Source organism: Nonomuraea sp. NPDC048892, from assembly GCF_040649735.1.
Classification (GTDB): domain Bacteria; phylum Actinomycetota; class Actinomycetes; order Streptosporangiales; family Streptosporangiaceae; genus Nonomuraea; species Nonomuraea maheshkhaliensis.
Genome location: NZ_JBEZFZ010000003.1, coordinates 379,813 through 398,957 on the forward strand (window position 1 = coordinate 379,813; position 19,145 = coordinate 398,957).

Annotated in this window: 19 protein-coding genes; 9 read left to right on the forward strand and 10 right to left on the reverse strand. The window is 71.9% G+C overall.

The window, feature by feature from the left end:
- Positions 1-43: 43 nt before the first annotated feature.
- On the reverse strand, positions 44-436 hold the full coding sequence (locus AB0C28_RS11475; protein ID WP_358073802.1) for an RNHCP domain-containing protein: 393 nt from the start codon (positions 434-436) through the stop codon (positions 44-46).
- Between the two features lies 1 nt (position 437).
- A complete protein-coding gene (locus AB0C28_RS11480) occupies positions 438-785 on the reverse strand; it encodes an RNHCP domain-containing protein (RefSeq protein WP_245955453.1) in 348 nt (115 codons plus the stop codon).
- A gap of 331 nt (positions 786-1,116) precedes the next feature.
- Between AB0C28_RS11480 and AB0C28_RS11485 the strand changes: the two genes are divergently transcribed.
- The gene (locus AB0C28_RS11485) at positions 1,117-3,480 is read left to right on the forward strand and encodes an acyl-CoA dehydrogenase (RefSeq protein ID WP_358073805.1); all 2,364 of its coding nucleotides are present in this window, start codon (positions 1,117-1,119) and stop codon (positions 3,478-3,480) included.
- On the opposite strand, the gene AB0C28_RS11490 is transcribed toward AB0C28_RS11485, so the two are convergent.
- The 4 genes from AB0C28_RS11490 to ligD form a co-directional block, all read right to left on the reverse strand.
- Positions 3,481-4,119: a class F sortase gene (locus tag AB0C28_RS11490; RefSeq protein ID WP_358073808.1), complete on the reverse strand. Its 639-nt coding sequence runs from the start codon at positions 4,117-4,119 to the stop codon at positions 3,481-3,483.
- Between the two features lie 214 nt (positions 4,120-4,333).
- Positions 4,334-5,188 carry an MBL fold metallo-hydrolase gene (locus AB0C28_RS11495; protein WP_358073811.1) on the reverse strand — a complete coding sequence of 285 codons (855 nt, stop codon included), beginning with the start codon at positions 5,186-5,188 and terminating at the stop codon, positions 4,334-4,336.
- Positions 5,189-5,241: 53 nt separating this feature from the next.
- Positions 5,242-5,769 (reverse strand): hypothetical protein, encoded by a 528-nt coding sequence (locus AB0C28_RS11500; protein WP_357844311.1) that lies wholly within the window; start codon positions 5,767-5,769, stop codon positions 5,242-5,244.
- 158 nt (positions 5,770-5,927) lie between these two features.
- On the reverse strand, positions 5,928-6,929 hold the full coding sequence (gene ligD, locus AB0C28_RS11505; protein ID WP_357844308.1) for a non-homologous end-joining DNA ligase: 1,002 nt from the start codon (positions 6,927-6,929) through the stop codon (positions 5,928-5,930).
- 407 nt (positions 6,930-7,336) lie between these two features.
- Here ligD and msrB point away from each other — a divergent pair, with 407 nt between their 5' ends.
- Positions 7,337-7,738 (forward strand): peptide-methionine (R)-S-oxide reductase MsrB, encoded by a 402-nt coding sequence (gene msrB / locus AB0C28_RS11510; RefSeq protein ID WP_358073814.1) that lies wholly within the window; start codon positions 7,337-7,339, stop codon positions 7,736-7,738.
- Positions 7,739-7,900: 162 nt separating this feature from the next.
- Here the strand turns inward: msrB and AB0C28_RS11515 are convergent, their stop codons facing one another.
- A complete protein-coding gene (locus tag AB0C28_RS11515; RefSeq protein ID WP_358073817.1) occupies positions 7,901-8,725 on the reverse strand; it encodes a hypothetical protein in 825 nt (274 codons plus the stop codon).
- Positions 8,726-8,988: 263 nt separating this feature from the next.
- Here AB0C28_RS11515 and AB0C28_RS11520 point away from each other — a divergent pair, with 263 nt between their 5' ends.
- From AB0C28_RS11520 to AB0C28_RS11530, 3 genes are read left to right on the forward strand one after another with little or no spacing between them, the layout of a single operon-like run.
- Positions 8,989-9,927, forward strand: coding sequence for an ABC transporter ATP-binding protein (locus tag AB0C28_RS11520; protein WP_358073820.1), 939 nt, complete (start codon positions 8,989-8,991; stop codon positions 9,925-9,927).
- A gap of 1 nt (position 9,928) precedes the next feature.
- Entirely contained in the window at positions 9,929-11,074 is a 1,146-nt protein-coding gene (locus AB0C28_RS11525) for an ABC transporter permease (RefSeq protein ID WP_358073823.1), read from the forward strand.
- Positions 11,071-12,207 (forward strand): ABC transporter permease, encoded by a 1,137-nt coding sequence (locus AB0C28_RS11530; RefSeq protein ID WP_358073826.1) that lies wholly within the window; start codon positions 11,071-11,073, stop codon positions 12,205-12,207. Before AB0C28_RS11525 ends, AB0C28_RS11530 begins: the two co-directional genes overlap by 4 nt.
- Positions 12,208-12,226: 19 nt before the next feature.
- Here AB0C28_RS11530 and hemQ read toward each other — a convergent pair whose 3' ends face one another.
- Together hemQ and hemG are read right to left on the reverse strand one after the other, a co-directional pair.
- On the reverse strand, positions 12,227-12,928 hold the full coding sequence (hemQ, locus tag AB0C28_RS11535) for a hydrogen peroxide-dependent heme synthase (protein WP_346101140.1): 702 nt from the start codon (positions 12,926-12,928) through the stop codon (positions 12,227-12,229).
- 5 nt (positions 12,929-12,933) lie between these two features.
- A complete protein-coding gene (hemG, locus tag AB0C28_RS11540; RefSeq protein WP_358073829.1) occupies positions 12,934-14,337 on the reverse strand; it encodes a protoporphyrinogen oxidase in 1,404 nt (467 codons plus the stop codon).
- A gap of 119 nt (positions 14,338-14,456) precedes the next feature.
- Between hemG and AB0C28_RS11545 the strand changes: the two genes are divergently transcribed.
- Positions 14,457-15,494 (forward strand): DUF4349 domain-containing protein, encoded by a 1,038-nt coding sequence (locus AB0C28_RS11545; RefSeq protein ID WP_357844287.1) that lies wholly within the window; start codon positions 14,457-14,459, stop codon positions 15,492-15,494.
- Positions 15,495-15,549: 55 nt separating this feature from the next.
- On the opposite strand, the gene hemE is transcribed toward AB0C28_RS11545, so the two are convergent.
- Positions 15,550-16,578: a uroporphyrinogen decarboxylase gene (hemE, locus tag AB0C28_RS11550; RefSeq protein ID WP_357844284.1), complete on the reverse strand. Its 1,029-nt coding sequence runs from the start codon at positions 16,576-16,578 to the stop codon at positions 15,550-15,552.
- Between the two features lie 328 nt (positions 16,579-16,906).
- Between hemE and AB0C28_RS11555 the strand changes: the two genes are divergently transcribed.
- The 3 genes from AB0C28_RS11555 to AB0C28_RS11565 are packed head-to-tail and all read left to right on the forward strand — an operon-like array spanning position 16,907 to position 19,042.
- The gene (locus tag AB0C28_RS11555) at positions 16,907-17,116 is read left to right on the forward strand and encodes a hypothetical protein (protein WP_357844281.1); all 210 of its coding nucleotides are present in this window, start codon (positions 16,907-16,909) and stop codon (positions 17,114-17,116) included.
- Between the two features lie 60 nt (positions 17,117-17,176).
- Entirely contained in the window at positions 17,177-17,770 is a 594-nt protein-coding gene (locus AB0C28_RS11560) for a DUF3000 domain-containing protein (RefSeq protein ID WP_357844278.1), read from the forward strand.
- A gap of 45 nt (positions 17,771-17,815) precedes the next feature.
- Positions 17,816-19,042, forward strand: a complete 1,227-nt coding sequence (locus AB0C28_RS11565; protein ID WP_358073832.1) for a ribonuclease D — start codon at positions 17,816-17,818, stop codon at positions 19,040-19,042.
- The last annotated feature ends 103 nt before the right edge of the window (positions 19,043-19,145 follow it).

A 19,145-nucleotide genomic window follows, 5' to 3' on the forward strand; every position in this document is an offset into this window, starting at 1 on the left:
CCCGCCGGGGCCGCGGGCGTACCGCGGCTCCGGCGGGGCGGGATCACAGGGCCAGCAGGGCGCTGACCGGCAGGCGGGTGTCCGACAGCGGGCGCATGGCGATGCGCAGCAGTGCCAGCGCGTTGTCGTCGCCCGCGATGCGGTTGGCGCTGAGCCCGCCGCAGGACTGGCAGCAGTGGATGATCAGCCACTCGCCGTCCCCGCGCACGGACACGCTCAGCGCCGACATCCTGCCCCGGCACTCTGCCCGCCGATCCCCCGGGATCCGGTGGTCGACGTGCAGACTGGTCAGGCAGTTCGGGCAGTGGTTGCGGTGCGCGGTGCCGGGCGCGAGCATCGGCACGTCCAGCCGGCACCCGACGCAGCGGAACGCGTCCGCGTGGAAGAGCTCTTTACGTCGCTGGGGCCGTTCCCGGCCCGGGTTCCTCCTCGGCATGTCACAGATCACCGAACGCCTCTAGCGGGAACGGCGGCTGCGCCAGCGGCCTGACGGCCATGCGCATGAGGATGAGCTGGTTGTCGTCCCCGCAGATGGGGTTGGACGTCAGCTCCCCGCACCGGGTGCAGCGATGGATGACCATCCATTCGCCGGTGCGCAGGACGGCGATCGAGATCGGGAGCATGCGTGATCTGCACTCGTCCCGCAGGTGCAGCGAGTGCAGGCAGCTCGGGCAGTGGTTGCGGCGGGCGCCGTCGGGTGCGACCGCGGCGACGGTCAGGCCGCAGCGTACGCACGGGAATGTCTCGGTGTTCGCGAGCGAACGAGGTTTTCCGTCGGTGGACAACCTGGGTACTCCTTGCCGGAATGTCATCTTTGACGAGAGTTCGCGAAGGTTGCGAGAAGGTTCGCGAAATGGCAGCAAGGAAGCGCCCGAGCGGGCCTCGCGGGGCACGCCGGTGGAAGGGCGGACGGATGTGGTGACGCCTTACGGGGTCGGGATCCGCCTGTGGGTACGGCGAGGCGCGCTGGGCGCGGTGCCGGGCATAGACCCCTCCCCTGCGGGCGTGACTGCCCGGAAGCTCCACTGAACGGACACGGCGAGCGTAACGAGGCATGACGTCCGGTCGCCAGCCATTTTTGTGGAGATGAGCGGAATGATGTTCTAGATTCGGCCCATGGGCATCGGGCTGACCGAGGAACACGTCGAGCTGGCCGCCTCCGTACGCGGCCTGGCCGGCCGGGACCGCAGCCACGCGGCCCTGGCCGGGCAGGGGCTGCTGGGGCTGCACCTGGACGAGGAGTGCGGCGGGCAGGGGTACGGCCTGCTGGAGCTGTGCGTGGCGCTGGAGGCGCTGGCCGAACGGCAGGTCGGCGGGGCGTACCTGCCGTCCGTGCTGGCGTCGGCGGCGCTGGCGTGGGCGGACGGCGCCCGTCCGCTGACCGGCGAGGCGCGTCCGCTCACCGGCGAGGCGCGTTCGCTGACCGCCGACGTGCGGGCCCTGATAGGCGGCCTCGCCGACGGCGCCCTGACCGCCGCCGTAGCCATGGGGCCACCCACGGACCAGGGCTTTCTGGCGCTCGGGTCGGCGGAGGCGGATCTGTACCTCGTTCCGGTCGAGGGTGAGGGCGGGGCGTGGGCGGTGCTGGATCGCGGCGACGTCAGCGCCGAGCCCGCCGACGGCGTCGATCTCGACCGGCCGCTCTGCTCGGTGACCGCGCGGACCGTGCCCGCCGCCCGAGTGCTCGGCGACGTTCCGGTACGGGAGCTCGCGGCCGTCCTGCTCGGCGCGGACGCGTGCGGCGTGGCGGAGTGGGCCGTGACGACGGCGGCCGAGCACGCCAAGGTCCGCGAGCAGTTCGGGCGGCCGATCGGGCAGTTCCAGGGCGTCAAGCACCGGGTGGCCGACGCCCTGGTGACACTGGAACAGGCCAGAGCCGCCGTGTGGGACGCCGCCAGAGCCCTCGACGAGCACCGCGCCGACAGCGCCCAGGACCACGCCCCAGACAGCGACACAGGAAACAGCACGACCGGCGACACCGCTGGCACCCCGGCCAGCCACCACGACCGGCACCCAGACGGCGACGCGGCCCCGTCCGGTGGGAATGCCGGGAGCAGCCGGCAGGCCGAGCTGCGAGGCGAGTCCGGGATGTGCGATGAGGCGCGGCTGGCTGTGAGCGTGGCGGCGGTGCTGGCGCCTGATGCCGCTGTCCGGTGTGCGGCGGATGCGATCCAGGTGCTCGGCGGTATGGGGTACACGTTCGAGCACGACGCCCACCGTTACTACCGCAGAGCGCTGTCCGACCGCATGCTCGCCGGCGACCCCGGCCCGTGGGCGGAGGAGACGGCGCGGCTGGCCGCGTCGGGCGTGCGGCGGCGGATGGAGCCGGACCTGCCGGAGGAGGCCACCGCGCTCAGGGACCGGATCAGGGCCGAGGCGGCGTCGCTGCGAGCCGAGGAGCCGGTGGCCAGGCGCGGCCGGTTCGCACGTGAGGGATGGCTGATGCCGTACCTGCCGCGTCCCTGGGGCCGGGACGCCGGGCCGCTCGAACAGGTGATCATCCACCAGGAGTTCCGCGACCTGCGCCGACCGAACCTGGGCATCGCCGCCTGGGCGGTCCCGTCCATCGTCCGGTACGGCACCCGCGAGCAGCAGGAACGGTTCCTGCCCGGCACGTTCACCGGTGAGATCGTGTGGTGCCAGCTCTTCAGCGAGCCCGGCGCCGGCTCCGACCTGGCGGGGCTGACGACGAAGGCGGAACGGGTGGAGGGCGGCTGGTCGCTGACCGGCCAGAAGATCTGGACATCCCTCGCACAGTACGCACATTGGGGCATCTGCCTGGCCCGCACCTCCCCCGACCGGCCCAAGCACGACGGCATCTCCTACTTCCTGGTGGACATGGCCTCCCCGGGCGTCACCGTCAAACCGCTCAAGGAGATCAACGGGGACGAGATCTTCAACGAGGTCTTCCTCGACGCCGTCTTCGTACCGGACGACCTGGTGGTGGGGGCGGTGAACGACGGCTGGCGGGTGGCCCGCGACACGCTCTCCCACGAACGCGTCGCGCTCGGCGACTCCTGGGGCCCTGGATCGCGGCACACGGACATGGCCGCGCTCATCGCCCGCCTGCCCGAGCTCCGCCAGGCGCAGCGCGAGCGCGCGGGCCGGCTGTGGGCCGAGGGTCAGGCCATCTCGGCGCTCGGGCTACGGGTGACGCTCACCCAACTGTCAGACGCCCAGCCGCCAGGCTCTCCGCAGCCGGGCTCCCCTCCATCAGGCTCCCAGCCTCCAAGCTCCCGGCAATCGGGCTCCCGGCAGTCGAGCGCGGGGGGCCGGGGCACCGCCTCCAGTGTGCGCAAGCTGCTCGGCATGCGGCACTCCCAGGAGATCTCGGAGTTCTGCTGGTCGCTCGCGCCCGCCGACCCGTACTGGAACCGCATGATCATCACCACCCGAGCGTTCACGATCGGCGGCGGCACGACGGAGGTCCAGCTCAACATCATCGCCGAACGCGCCCTGGGCCTGCCTCGGGATCCGTGATCAGTCCTTGAGCCGATACGGGGCCGCGAGGTGGGCGTACACGATCGTGTTGTCCGCGTAGCTGTGCGCCCGCCGGTCGAACGTACCGCCGCAGGTCACCAGCCGCAGCCCGGGGTAGGCGAGCTTGGCGTAGACCTTCTTGGCGGGAAATGTGCGCTTCGGGGTGTGCTCGACCTTGTCCACGACGAAGACGGCCACCGAGCGATCGGCGCGCAGCACCTGCACCTGGTCGCCGCGCCTGACCTCCTTGAGCCGGGCGAAGACGGCCGGCCCCGAGCGCGTGTCCAGGTGGCCGGTGATCACGGCGGCGCCGCGCTGTCCGGGGACGGGGCCATAGCGGTACCAGCCGGCCAGGTCGGGAGGGTCGAACGGCGGGTTCTCGATGGCGCCCTCCGCGTCCAGGCCCAGCTCCATGAGGGGCGCGGCCACGCCGATGGAGGGGATGTAGACGGCGGTGGGCTTGGCCGCCTTCATGGGCCTGGCCACCTTCGACAGCGGCACGTCCATGATCGGCAGGTCGCTCGCCGCCGGTCCTGGGGCTTTGTCCTGCCAGGCGACGGGTGCGGGGTCCGTACCGCCGTCCAGCGCACCGGCGATCCCCAGCCCGATCAGCGCCACCCCGGCCAGCGACACGACCACCGCCGCACCCGCGATCAGCCGAGCTCCCGCCGCCCGCCGAGTTCGCGTTCCGGTATCCAGCCCGGCATACGGCCCGGTGTCCGACCTGGTATCCGGCTCAGTAGCCGGCATCGCGTCCGACAGGCGACGCCGGGCGGGCTCTGACTGCGGGAACGGCGACGCGGGCGGCGGTGGTGGTGGCGGAGGTGGCGGTGGCGGTGGCGGTGGCGGCATGCTAACCGCCACCGCCGCCGGCCCGGCCGGAGGCGTCGCGTTCGCGTCTTCTGGCGAGGCTCTGGAGTTGCCCGTTGTGCACCTCGGCCACCCATTCCCAGCCGGCCCTGGCCGACGGGCCGACCCGAGGGTCGCTCGGCTCGCGGCCCTCGCGCAGGGCGAGCACGTACGCCCGGTCCAGCTCGATCCGCGCACGCACCTGACCGGGCCCGCCGACCGACCCGTGACCGGGGACGACGAACTCGACGCCGTCCGCCACGTCCTCCAGCAGTCGCAGCGCGGACAGGTAGTCCTCGATCGGGTCGGCCCCGTCCTCGACGTCGAGCATCGGGACCAGGACGTCGGACAGCATGTCGCCGGCGACGAGGACCCCGCGTTCCTCGATGAACAGCGCCGCATGGCCGGGGGCGTGCGCCTGGTGCTCGATGATCCGGACCCGGGGGCCGTCCCAGGGAACCTGCTCCGTCCCGGTGGGCAGGGCGGTGATGTCGCCGAGCAGGTCCGTCGGGACCTGCCCAGCGATCTCCGTCTCGCTCAGGTGGTCGGCGACCCGCGCCTTGGCCTCCGGGCTGGACAGTTGCTCGCGGACGGCCTCCGCGCAGCGGGCCGTGCCGTAGCGAGGAGCCGTGCCGAACGCCGGGTGCCAGATGACGTGATCCCAGTCCGGATGCGTCGCGAAGCCCGCCACGACGCTCTGTCCCGCGCCGGACAGGTCGTTCGCGAGGCAGGCCAGTTCGTGGTGCTGGATCCCGGGGTCGATGAGCAGCACGCCGTCGCGGCCGTGCACGACGACGCCGTTGGTCTGGACGAACTCGCTCTCGTGGACCAGCACACCCGCTGCGACCTGCCTCAGCACGAGGGCTCCTTCCCCAGACGGACATTTCGAAGCCGCGCCATCCGAGGGCCGCGCTATTCGGGCGGTGCGGGCCGGCTCGTGCGGCGGGCAGCGAAGCCGGCCAGACCCGCACCGGCCAGGAGCGCCGCGCCGCCCACCGCGAACGGCCACACCGGCCCGCCGCTCGCGGCGAGCGCGCCCCCACCCGTCTCGGGATGCCCCTTCGGCACCCTGTGCTCCTCCTCCCCCGCCGGCCGCCATGGCGGTTCGCTCTCCCGTGTGCCCGGCCGTGAGCCCTCCCGCGTGGGCGGCTCCGACCAGGACTCCTCGTGCTGAGGGGCGCTCGACCAGGAGTCCGAGGGGCGATCCTGAGGGGACTCGCCGGGCTGGGGGCCGCCGGACGGCTCGTCGCAGAGCAGCGGCAGTGGAAGCAGGCAGACGACCTCCGTGCCGGGCACCTGCCGGCCGGGGTCCACGGCGCCGGCGAGAGCGGGACCGGAGAGAGTAGGCGCAGAGAGAGCAGGCGCAGAGAGGGTGGAGGCGGCGGAGGCGGTGCCCAGACCCGCCGCGAGGCTCACTCCCGCGACCGCGAAGGCGGTCACCGCTCCAGCCGCTGCGAGACGTCGCGCTCTTGCCATGGGAAGGCTCCAGACTCGATTGTCGCCCCCCGACGCACATGAGAGCCTGGCGAATTATTAGACCGCCAGTCAAGTAATGTGACCGAAGTGAAACCAGCCGACCACGGAGGGTTCGGCGACCCTCAGGTGTCGGACCGGGCCTTGCTGGGCTGCACCCGCTTCGGCTCTCCCGGCATCTTCGGATAGTTGGGCGGATAGGGCATGTCGCCCCGATCGTCCTCGGCGTACATCTCCAGGAGGCGCTCGATCGAGTACGCCTGGTCGTCGATGGCCGCGTGCACGTCGCCCACCTTCGCGAACCGGACCGGCACCGTGCGCAGGTCGAAGTCGCGCGGGTCGGCGTCCTCCAGCTCCTCCCAGGTCAGCGGAGTCGAGACGGGGGCGTGCGGCTGAGCCCTGACCGAGTAGGCGCTGGCCACCGTGCGGTCCCTGGCGTTCTGGTTGAAGTCGATGAACACCCGCTCGCCGCGCTCCTCCTTCCACCACGCCGTGGTGACCAGGCTCGGGTCACGCGCCTCGACCGCCCTGGCCAGGGCGATGCCGGCGTGACGTACCTGGATGAAGTCCCAGCGCGGCTCGATCCGCACGGCGATGTGCACGCCGCGGTTGCCCGAGGTCTTCACGAACCCGGTGATGCCCAGCTCGCCGAGCACGTCCCTGGTCAGGAACGCCGCCCGGCGCGCCGCGTCGAACTCCAGGCCCGGCTGCGGGTCCAGGTCGACGCGCAGCTCGTCGGGGTGCTCGACGTCGGCCGCGCGCACCTGCCAGGGGTGGAAGTCGATGGTGCCGAGGTTGGCGCAGTAGGCGATGGCCGCCACCTCGGTGACCCGCAGGGACTGTGCCGTACGGCCGCTCGGGAAGGTCACGGTCACGGACTGGAGCCAGTCGGGATGCTTGGGCGGCATCCGCTTCTGGTAGATCGCCTCGGTCTGTACGCCATCGGGATGGCGCTTGAGGTTGGTGGGCCGGTCCTTGAGCGCCCGGAGGGCCCCCTCGCCGACGCTCACGTAGTACTCGACCAGTTCCCGCTTGGTCGCGCCGATCTCAGGAAAGTAGACCTTGTCGGGATTGGTGACCTTGACGGTCCTCTCTCCCACCTCGAGCTCTATGTACGGCGATGCCATGCCCCCGAACCTACCCTGCCCACGCCCTCCACTCCGTGAAGAGCGGGCAGTGCCACCAGACGCCATCGCTCAACCGGCAGTGCGGACGGCCGAACGCCGTCGATGGCGGACCTGCGGGGTGGGCCCGCCCCGGAGCCGCCTCGGTGGCGGGACCGGGGGCTCGACGGGACGGGCCGCTGAGAGCGTCCGCCGCCGTTCCGGGCGCTGGCGCGCCACCCGGCCGGCCGTTCCGATCCCCAGCGGCGCCAGCACGGGCGTGGGCTGTGCCGCTCGGCGGATCTGCGGACGATCTCACCCCTTCACAGGAGGCGATGACACCCCCATGCCTACAAAGACGCGAATTCACCCCAGAACGGATGCTTCACCCTCTGGAGATCTCTTTTTGCCCGATCTCGTATTCTGGGTCCATGGACAAGGTGGTCAAGAGCGAGGCCGAATGGCGGTCCGAACTGTCGCCCGAGGAGTTCCACGTCCTCAGGGAGTCCGGGACCGAGCGCCCGTTCACGGGGGAGTACGTCGACACCAAGACCGAGGGGGTCTACTCGTGCCGCGCCTGCGGTGCCGAGTTGTTCCGATCGGACACGAAGTTCGAGTCACACTGCGGCTGGCCGAGTTTCTTCGAGCCGTCCGAAACCGAGTCGGTGCGGCTGATCGAGGATCGCAGTCTCGGCATGGTCCGTACGGAGGTGCGGTGCGCGCGGTGCGACTCGCATCTGGGGCACGTCTTCCACGGCGAGGGCTACCCGACGCCGACGGACGATCGCTACTGCATCAACTCCGTCTCGCTCCGCCTCGAACCCAAGCAGTGATCACGTAGCGACAGCGCGTATCGATCGCCTCTCACGGGTACGAGTGCCGCGTGCGGTTTGTACATCTTCGCCACCGCTGGGTGACGATCGAGACCATCGGTCGGGTCATCACCCAGCGGTGTGACGTGTGCGCGAAAACCCGCGTCCGCGTCCGCTGACCGGTCATCCCGGCGCCGGGTGGGTGACGCGGCAGCTGCGGTCGGAGCGGCCGAGGATGTTGGCGAGCACCGGGTTGCCGTTCCCGCCGAACTCCGCCTGGACGAACACGACCGGGTCGGCGACCCCGCGCTCATGCATGTAGGCAAGGCCGCGCTCGCACAGGGTGATCGCGGTCAAGGAATTGTCCGCCGTCTCCGGCAGGTCCGTATAAATGCGCAAATATCCGCCGACTGTGCGAATGTCCTTGAGGCGTTTCATCGCCTTGTCGCCCGGGCCCCAGTTGGCACGGAAGTACCGCGCCGCCTCCTGATCGGTGTGCCGGGACGGCCCGTCGGCCTTGTACCCCTCCCCGTCCGCCGGATCCGGCCCTCCGGCCAGCACGTCCTCCGCCGATGTGCTGCCCGCGACCAACCCGGGATCGGCGGCCCCGCCCTCCCGCGCGGTGTCCCCCTGCACAGCACCTTCCCGCCCGGTGCCTCCCTGCGCCGGGCCCGCTTGCGCTGGATCCGCCTGCCCGGTGGGCCCGGACGCCTGAGCTCTGGGCGCCTGCCGCGTCTCGGCCCCCGCACTCGCCACACCCTTGCCTGGCTCCTCGGGCGAACCGCCACCGCCCACCGTCGGCGAGCCACCCAGCCCGGCCGCAGGCGAGCCGTCAGCCCCACCCGGCAGCCCGTCCTCCCGCACCATCGCTCCAGGCGACCTGTCTGCAAACCCGAAGGCCAGAGCCGCGCCGCCCTCTCCGCGCAACGCCCCGCCGAACGCCCCGTTCACCCCGAGCAACCCAGCGGCCCCACCCGCCAGCACCAGCACCCCCGCCACCAACCGCAACCGCCTCCGGCCCCGCCCTCGCGCCCGCCCGTTCCCACGCCGTCCCGCCGCATGCCGTCCCGCCGCATGCCGTCCGGCCGGTCGTCGTTCTGGTCTTTCCGGCTCTGCCACCCCGTCCTCCGGTTCCCCGTTGGAACGTGCCACCCCGCGTACGCCCAACGACCAAGAGATTTCCCCTGATTGTGACAAAGGGGATAGATCAATTCAGTGGGATCGCCAACATGGGTCTTGCTGGGTACGAATCCGGCCACCAGACTTCGCTTGTGTCGACGGACGAGATCCTGAAATGTCGCAATCTGCGGAAGACGTTCGGTGATCTCGTCGCCGTGGACGACGTCAGCTTCACCATCACGGCGGGCGAGACCTACGGCCTGCTCGGCCCCAACGGCGCCGGCAAGACCACCACGATCTCCATGATCGCCGGCATCCTGGCCCGCGACGGCGGCGACGTGTTCGTCTGCGGCCGCCTCCACGGCACCTCCAGCGCCTGGGGCAAGCGCCGCATCGGCTACGTCCCCCAGGACCTGGCCCTCTACCCCGACCTCAGCGCCCGCGAGAACCTGCGCTTCTTCGCCCGCCTGTACGCGCTCGGCCGCGCCGAGGCCCGTACCGGGATCGAGGAGGTGCTGCGGGTCGTCGGCTTGACAGACCGGGCGAAGGACCCCGTCAAGGACTTCTCCGGCGGCATGAAGCGGCGGCTCAACATCGGCGTGGGCCTGCTGCACCGCCCTCCCCTGCTGATCCTCGACGAGCCCACCGCCGGCGTCGATCCGCAGAGCCGCAACGCGATCCTGGAGAGCGTCGCCGCGCTGACCGGCGAGGGCGTCGCGGTCCTGTACACCACGCATTACATGGAGGAGGCCGAACGGCTCTGCGACCGCATCGGCATCCTCGACCTGGGCCGGATCAGGGCCGAGGGCACCCGGCGGGAGCTGGTCGGCCTGGTGGGCGAGCTGGACCGGATCACGCTGACGGCCGACGGGACGCGACCCGTACCGGAGCTGGAGGCCCTGCCCGAGGTGCGCGAGGTCGGCGTGCGGGAGGGCCGGCTCGACGTGATGGTGGAGGACGCGCGCAGCGCGCTGCCCCGGGTCCTGGCGGCGGCCACCGAGGCCGGCGTGGTCGTGCGCGCGGTGGAGGTGCACGAGCCGAACCTGGAGTCGGTCTTCCTGCATCTCACCGGCAAGGCTTTACGGGACTGACATGGGGCCGCTGCTGCTCATCACCGCCAAGGACCTGCGTCAGCGGGTCAGGGACAGGTCGCTGTTCCTGCTGGCCCTCGTGGTGCCGTTCGGGCTGGCGGCGATCTTCAGCGTGGTCTTCAGCGGCGTCGACCGGCAGGAGACGGCCACGTTCGCGGTGGCCGACCAGGACGGGGAGCAGATCGCGCGCACGTTCACCGAACAGGTGCTGGCCCCGCTGGAACGGCGGCGGGTGCTCAGGCTCAGGACGGCGGCCACCGAGCAGGAGGCGCGTGACCTGATCGCGCGCGGCCAGGCCCGCGCCGCCTACGTCATCCCGGCCGGGTTCAGCCGTGCCGTGCTGAGCGGGCGGCCTGCCACGCTGCGGGTGCTCGGGGACGCGAACGCCCCGATCGGCTCGTTCGTGGCCCGCTCGGTCGCGGACGCGTTCGCGGCCGAGGTCCGGTACGTGCAGGTGGCGCTGGCGGTCAGGGGCGGCGGCTCCCCGCAGGAGGCCGCCGCCGTGCCCGCGCCCGTCACGCTGGAGGACCTGACGGCCGAGCGCCGGCAGTTGTCGCTGGCGGAGAGCTTCTCGGCCGGTATCGCGGTGTTCTTCCTGTTCTTCACCGTACAGTTCGGGTTCAGCTCGATCCTGGACGAACGCCGCGACGGCACGCTTGCCAGGCTGCTGGCCGCGCCGGTCCCCCGCGCCACGATCGCCTTCGGCAAACTGCTGAGCGGCGTGGTCGTCGGCGTGATGAGCATGACCGTGCTGGTCGTCGCCTCGTCGCTGCTGCTGGGCGCCCGCTGGGGCCACCCGCTCGGCGTCGGGCTGCTCGTCGTGGCGGGCGTGCTGGCGGCCACCGGGGTGATGGCCCTGGTCGCGACCGTGGCGCGGAGCACCGAGCAGGCCCAGAACGGGCAGGCCGTGGTGGCGGTGCTGCTCGGCGTGCTGGGCGGCGTCTTCATCCCGTTCCAGCAGCTGGGTGAGACGTTCGCGACGCTGAGCCTGCTCACCCCGCACCGGTGGTTCCTCCAGGGGCTGGCCGACCTGCACGGCGAGCACGCGCCCGTGCTGGCCCCGGTGCCGACGCTGGCGCTGCTGGGGTTCGCCGCGGTGACCACCGGGATCGCGCTGACGAGGCTGAGAAGGATGCTGCGCCCATGATCGCCATCGCCTGGGTGAACCTGGTCAGGCTCTTCAGGGCCCGCGCCAACCTCTTCTTCGTGGTCGTCTTCCCGATCGTGCTGATCATGGTGCTGGGCCTGTCGTTCGGCTCGGGCTTCGTGCCCAGGCTCGGCGTCGCGGGCGACGCGGGCGCGCGGGCGGCCGAACTGGTGGCGGCGCTGGAGCGGTCCGGGCGGATGGAGGTCGTCCGGGTCGGCGACGACGCCGAGGCCCGCGAACTGGTCGAGCGCGGCAGGCTCGCCGCGGCGCTGATCATCCCGGCGGGCTACGAGGGCGCCATGTCGGGCCGTGCCCGGGTGTCGCTGCCGCTGCTGAGCCGGAACGAGCCTTCCTCGCTACAACTGGGCGCCGCCGTGCGCTCGGTGGTGCAGCAGGTCGCGATGCCCGCCAGGGCCGCCGCGTACGCCCGCGACGGCTCCTTCGACCAGCGCCTGGCCAGGGCGGAGGCGGTCCGGGTGCCGGGCGTCACCGTGGCCTACGCCACCATCGGCGCCCCCGCGGAAACCGGGAGCGGCGACGGATTCGTCACCGCCGCGAGCACACAACTGCTGCTGTTCACGTTCCTCACCTCGCTGACCGGCGCGACGGCGCTGATCGAGACGAGGAGGTACGGCGTCTCGCGGCGCATGTACGCCACGCCGATGGCCATCGGCCGGATCCTGCTCGGCGAGGCGGCGGGGCGGGTGGCCGTGGCGCTGGCCCAGGGGCTGATCATCATGCTCGGCTCGGCGCTGCTGTTCGGCGTGCGCTGGGGCGACCCGCTCGGCGCGGCCGCGTTGCTGCTGGCGTTCTCGCTCGTCGGCGGCGGGGCCGGGATGCTGCTCGGGGCGGCGATGCGCACCGAGCAGCAGGCGCTCTCCCTCGGGCTGCTGCTCGGCCTGGGGCTGGGCGCGATCGGCGGCGCGATGGTGCCGCTCGACCTGCTGCCCGGCACGATGCGGCAGGTCGCGCACCTCACCCCGCACGCCTGGGCCATGGACGGCTTCGCCGAGCTGCTGGGCCGCGGCGGCACGATCGCCACCGTGCTGCCGCAGCTCGGCGTGCTGGCCGGGTACGCGGCCGCCCTGTTCGCACTCGGCGCGTGGCGGCTGCGCGCCGCGCTGACCCGTTGAGGTTCGCCGGCAAGGCCTGTCAGGGCAGGGCGGCGACGAGCTCCTGCACCGGCTTGCGGGCGCCGGTGTAGAACGGGATCTCCACGCGGGTGTGCCGACGCGCCTTCGCCGCCCGCAGCGTACGCATGAGGTCGACGATCCGGTGCAGCTCGTCGGCCTCGAACGCGAGCATCCACTCGTAGTCGTTGAGCGAGAAGCACGCCACCGTGTTGGCCCGCACGTCGGGATAGTCGCGCGCCATCCGGCCGTGCTCGGCCAGCATCGCCCGGCGCTCGGAGTCCTCCAGCAGATACCACTCGTAGGAGCGGACGAACGGATAGACGCTCACGTAGGCGCGCGGCTCCTCCTCGGCGAGGAAGGCCGGGATGTGCGACTTGTTGAACTCGGCCGGCCGGTGCAGCGCCATCGCCGACCAGGCGGGCCTGGTGCGCCGGCCCAGCTCCGTGCGGCGGAACCGGGAGTAGACGTCCTGGAGGTCCTCGGGCGTGGCAGCGTGCCACCAGAACATGAAGTCGGCGTCGGCCCGGAAGCCCGAGACGTCGTAGACCCCCCTGGTCACGACGTCCTTGCCGGCGGCCTGGTCGAGCAGCTCCTGGACCTCCGCCGCGAGGTTGTCGCGGTCGCCTGGGCACGGCTCGGTCAGCTGGAAGACCGACCACATCGTGTAACGGATCACCTGGTTGAGATCGCGGGCCTTCGGCCGCGGAGCGCCCTCTGTCATGGCTCCTATTCTCCTCCGCCGGTCAGGTGGTCCAGAATCCGGGCGGCGGCCGTACGCGCGGTGCCGATGCAGGCGGGGATGCCGATGCCGTCGTAGGCGGCGCCGCACACGGCCAGCCCCGGCTGCACGGCGACCGCGGCGCGCACCCTGGCCACCCGGTCGAGGTGGCCCACGTTGTACTGCGGCAGGCCGCCGCCCCAGCGCGTCACCCTGCTGTCGACCGGCAGGCCACGCACGCCCATCACGTCGGCCATCTCGGCCATGGCCAGGGAGACCAGCTCCGTGTCCTCGCGCTGGAGCAGGTGCTCCTCGCCGATCCTGCCGATCGAGCAGCGCAGGATCACCAGGTCCTTGGCCAGGTGGGGCCACTTCACCGAGCTGAACGTGACCGCCTTGACCGGCCGCCGCTCCACCGGCGGGACCAGATACCCGCTGGAGGCGGGCGGCTCGGGGAAGGCGTCCACGGGATAGGCCAGGGTGACCACGGCCATGCTCGCGTACTGGATGCGGGCCAGCTCGGCGGAGGCCTTGGGCGCCTCGGCCTTGAGCAGCCTGGCCGCCGCCGGGCCCGGCGTGGCCACGATCACGGCGTCGGCCTCGATGATCTCCGGTCGCGGCACCGGGCCCGTCACCAGCCGCCAGCCGGTCTCGGTCCTGTGCAGCTCGCGTACGGTCACGCCGGTCCTGACCTCGGCCTCCGACGCCTTGGCGACCGCCTCGGGCAGGGAGCCGATGCCGTTCCGCAGCGACGTGAAGACGGGGCCGGCGTCCTTGGGCGCCTCCTCGACGAGCTGCCTGGCCGCGGTCAGCAGCGAGCGCTCAGAACGGGCCACCGCCGCCACCCGCGGCATCGTGGCCTCCAGTGAGAGCATGTCGGCGCGGCCCGCGTAGACGCCTCCGAGCAGCGGCTCGACCAGCCGGTCGACCACCTCGGCGCCCATCCTGGCGCGGATGTAGGCGGCCACGGACACGTCGGTGCGGACGAGGGTCGCGGGCAGGATCTGGTCGAGCGGCACGCGTACCAGGCCGCCGGGCGAGACGATGCCCGACTTGGCCAGCTCGGTCAGGTCGGACGGCACGCCCATGACCTGGCCCTTCGGCAGGTGGCGGAGCGTGCCCCTGGTGTAGACGGCCGAGCGCGTGGTGCCGGGGAGCACCAGGTCGTCACCGAGGCCGACCGCTCTGGCCAGCTCTTTCCCCTCGGGACGCCGGGCCAGCATGGCCTCCGCGCCGGCGTCCACGCTCACCCCGGCGACCTCCGAGGCGTACAGTTTGCCGCCGATGCGCGGCGAGCCCTCCAGGACCGTCACCTTGATCCGGTCGACGGCGCCCTGGTGCAGATACCACGCGGCGGTCAGCCCGGAGATCCCCGCGCCGATGACGACCACGTGCGCCCGTTTCCCATCCACGCCTCCCGACGCTACCGCCTCACCCCGGTGCTCAGCTCTTCGGGCCGGTGATCTGACACAGTGATCTGAACGTGATGGTCCCGGTCAAACCGAGGCGGTGCAGGGGCCGTCATTAGGGCATGAGGAGAATCCGGTACGGCATCGCGTTATCGGCGGCCTGTGCCGCCCTGGCCTTGAGCGGTTGCGGGGGCGGGGGCGGGCTGGTCCAATCCGACTCGGGGAGCCAGGCCGCCGGCGCCCCTTCCCGGGAGTACGCGGCCCAGCGCGCTCCCCAGGACGCCGCCGCCCAGGACGGCGACGTGCGGGAGCAGGCGGCCCGGCCGCAGGCGGGGCGGGCCGGAGTGGCCGCCGATGTCAAGGTGACCCGGCAGGACCGGCAGGTCATCTACACGGGGAACATGACCGTACGGGCCAAGCAGGTGAGCACGGCCGCTCAGCAGGCCAAGCAGATCGTCACCGCCGCCGGCGGCTACCTGTCGCAGGAGCAGACGAGCTCGGCCAGCGACACCGAGGACTCCGCCACGCTGGAGTTCAAGATCCCGCCGGCGAAGTACGCCGAGGTGGTGGGCCGGTTCGGCAAGGAGCTGGGCAAGCAGCTGTCGATGCGGCAGGGCACCGAGGACGTCACGCTGAAGGTGGCCGACGTCGAGAGCCGGCTGAAGTCGGCCCAGGAGTCGCTGGAGTCGCTGCGCACGCTGCTGAAGAAGGCGGACACGATCGGCCAGGTGCTGCAGGTCGAGCGGGAGATCTCCACCCGGGAGGCCGACCTGGAGTCGTTGCAGGCGCAGCAGAAGGAGCTGGCCGCGCAGGTCTCGATGGCCACGCTGAGCCTGCAGCTGGTGGGCCCGGCGGCCGAGGTGGTGGATCCGGTGGAGGAGCCGGCCGGGTTCCTCGGCGGGCTGAAGTCCGGATGGAACGCACTGGTGTCGTTCACGAAGATCGCGCTGACCGTGATCGGGGCGCTGTTGCCGTGGCTGCTGTTCGCGTCGCCGCTGATCGCGCTGGTGGTCTGGCGCGTCCGGCGTGACCGCGCCCGGCGCCCCGCTCCCCCGTCCGGCCCGGCGCCGGCCCAGCACGCGGGCCGGCCCACGGAACCCGGCCCCTCGGAGCCGAGCCCCGAGGAGCCCGGCCCAGGCAAGGAGGCCGTCGAAGCCTGACCGCCCGGCGCGGCACGCTTGGCCGATGGGACCCGACCGGTCGTCGGGGGGACGTTCAGGCGGTGGGGGTGTGCTCGTGGACGAGGTCGGTGAGGCGCTTGAGCTGGTCGGGATCGGTCGAGGGCAGCACGCCGTGGCCCAGGTTGAACACGTGCCCCTCGGCCGCCTCGCCCCGCCGCAGCACCTCGCGCGCCTTGCGCTCGACCACCTCCCACGGCGCCAGCAGGATCGCCGGGTCGAGGTTGCCCTGCAGCGCCTTGCCGGGCCCGACCCGGCGGGCGGCCTCGTCGAGCGGCACCCGCCAGTCGACGCCCACGACGTCGGCCCCTGCCTCGCCGAGCACGCCGAGCAGCTCGCCGGTGCCCACGCCGAAGTGGATCCGCGGCACGCCGGCGACACCCTCGAAGATGCGCCGGGTGTAGGGGAGGATGAACTCGCGGTAGTCGTCAGGCGCCACCGCCCCCACCCAGGAGTCGAAGAGCTGCACGGCCGAGGCTCCGGCCGCGACCTGGATGCGCAGGTGTTCGAGGACGATGCCGGTCAACCGGTCCATGAGCGCGTGCCACAGCTCGGGGGCGCCGTACATCATGGCCTTGGTGCGGTCGTGGTTCTTGGACGGGCCGCCCTCGATCAGGTAGGAGCCGAGCGTGAACGGCGCGCCGGTGAAGCCGATGAGCGGGGTGGCGCCGAGCTCGCCGGTCAGCGCCTTAATGGCCTCGGTGACGTAGGGGATGTCGCCTGGCTCCAGCGGGCGCAGCGCCTCGATCCCCTTGGCGTCGCGGATCGGGTCGGCGATGACCGGGCCGACGCCCGGCTTGATGTCGAGGTCGATGCCGATGGCCTTGAGCGGCACCACGATGTCGCTGAAGAAGACGGCCGCGTCGACGCCGAGGCGGCGGACCGGCTGCAGGGTGATCTCGACGATAAGGTCGGGCGTCGCGCACGCGGTGAGCATCGGCACGCCCGCACGGACCTTGTGGTATTCCGGCAGCGACCGCCCGGCCTGACGCATGTACCAGACAGGGGTGTGGGGCACGGGTTCGCGGCGGCAGGCGCGCAGGAAGGCGGAGTCGGCGAGGTTCACCAGACAAGGGTGCCACGGGCGGTGGCCGGTCACGACACCGGCGCGAGGTGTCGGAAAAAGATGCATTGGACACCCCAAATCATGATCAGATAGTCAGATGAAGGTTTACCGGTCTGCTCGGCATCGGCAGCGCACACGGGTCGAACACACCCCATGCCCGCCCAGAGAGCCGGTCTCGACTGGGCCAAATGTTGCCCAAGCCACCGCGCGGCATCGATTCAGCGACCACTTTCGGGACACGCCGAGCGCGTTGCGGGGAATTGTCAGCGGCTCGTGCCAACGTCGGAGCCACGACCCGAAGAAAGGCCCCGGTTCGATGACTCATGCGATGACCGCGTTGTGGAGTTCTCCAGAGCGCCGCAGTGAACGCTGCCCCGCCTGCGCCGACGAGCGGCCTTTCGAGCAGCCGCCGTGCCTCGACGGGCACGAGCCCGGCGAGTGCCCCGAGTGGGCCTGCCTCGGCTGCGGCCACGCGATCACGCTCGGCACCGTGGAGTCCACCCGCCCGGCACGCCAGCTGGTTACGGCAGCGGCTTGATCACGAAGGATGAGCACCCCCGTGGTCCCCTTCCACCCGTCTTCGACCTACGCTTCGGCTATGACGCTCGGTGACCAGCCGCCGCCCGCCGCGTTCACGCGTGCCGCGGCGAGCCTGCGGCAGGCCGAGGTGCGCCCGGAGATCGAGCTCGAAGACCTGCCCGCGCCGCAGCGGCTGGCCCCCTATTCCGCGGCCATCGGCGCGTCGGTCTACCGCGACGACGACGAGCTCGCGGTCGGCCGGCTGATCCTGCTCTACGACCCCGACGGCCAGCGCGGATGGGAGGGCCCGTTCCGGCTGGTGGCCTACGTCAGGGCCGACATGGAGCCGGAGATCACCTCCGACCCGCTGCTCGGGCCCGTCGCCTGGAGCTGGCTGACCGAAGCTCTCGACGCGCATCAAGCCGACTACTCGGCCGCTGGCGGTACGGTGACAAGAGCCGTTTCCGAGGGGTTCGGCAACAAGGCCGACGACCCGGTCACGACCGAGCTTGAGCTGCGGGCGTCGTGGTCACCCGCGCAGGAGGATCTGTCCGGCCACGTCGCCGCCTGGTGCGACCTGATGTGCGTGGCCGCGGGCATCCCGCCGCTCCCGCCCGACGTGGCCGCGCTGCCCCGCCGACGTGATGATCCGGAGAGTGACCGAACGAAGTGAGGGCACCAGTCAAGACAGCACGCGCGTCATGAGGTCGGTGAACTCATGACAGAAGAACGCACAGTGGAGCCACTGCTGGAGCCGCGCGAGGGCATCCCCCCCGTCGTCGCCGACGCCGCCGGGCTGGACGAGGTCGTGGCGCGTTTCGCCGCGGGCACGGGCCCGGTCGCGGTCGACGCCGAGCGCGCCTCCGGCTACCGCTACGGCAACCGCGCCTATCTCGTGCAGCTGCGCCGCGCCGGAGCCGGCACCGCGCTCATCGACCCGATCGGCTGCCCCAACCTGTCGGCGCTCGATCAGGCCGTGGCGGAGGCCGAGATCGTCCTGCACGCCGCGTCGCAGGACCTTCCGTGCCTGATGGAGGTGGGGTTCAAGCCGCGCGAGATGTTCGACACGGAGCTCGCGGGCCGGCTGCTCGGCTACGAGCGGGTAGGCCTCGGCACGATGGTCGAGACCGTGCTCGGGCTGCGGCTGGAGAAGGGCCATTCGGCGGCCGACTGGTCCACCAGGCCGCTGCCGGAAGACTGGCTGCGTTACGCGGCGCTCGACGTGGAGGTGCTGGTAGAGCTGCGCGACGTGCTCCACAGGGAGCTGGCGGATTCGGGCAAGCTGGAGTGGGCGCGCGAGGAGTTCGCCGCCGTGCTCGGCACCCCGCCGCCGGTGCCGCGCTCCGATCCGTGGCGCCGCACGTCGGGCATTCACAAGGTACGCAACGTCCGGGCCCTGGCGATCGTGCGGGAGCTGTGGACCATGCGCGACCAGATCGCCCGTGAGGCCGACCTCGCGCCGGGCCGGGTGCTGCCGGACTCCGCGATCGTCGCCGCCGCGCTGGAGGGCCCGCGTACGAAGAAGGCATTGACCGAAATTTCAGCATTCACCGGGCGAAGTGCGCGCAGGCACATGAACGACTGGCTCGCCGCGGTGGCCAGGGCCAGAAACCTGCCCGACCACCAGCTGCCCCAGCCCAGCACGCCCGGTGACGGCCCGCCTCCGCCCAACCGCTGGGCCGACCGCGACCCGGCCGCCGCCAAGCGCCTCGCCGCGGCCCGCGCGGTGGTCGCGGCGCTGGCCGACGAGCACCACATGCCCACCGAGAACCTGCTGCAGCCCGACGCCGTACGCAGGCTCACCTGGGAGCCGCCCGCCGAGATCACCGACGAGAGCGTGACCGCCCGGCTGCGCGAGCTCGGCGCCCGCGAGTGGCAGCTCTCCCTCGCCGCCCACCCCATCGCCAAGGCCCTGGCCAGGCTGGAGGTACGCGGCGGGCCCTAAGCTCGACACCGGGTGCACTCACCCGCGGTCGAGGCTCACCTGAGGTTCGCGCCACTTGACGCCCTCGGTGGCCCGGCCGTACCGTTCGGGAAAGCGCTTTCCA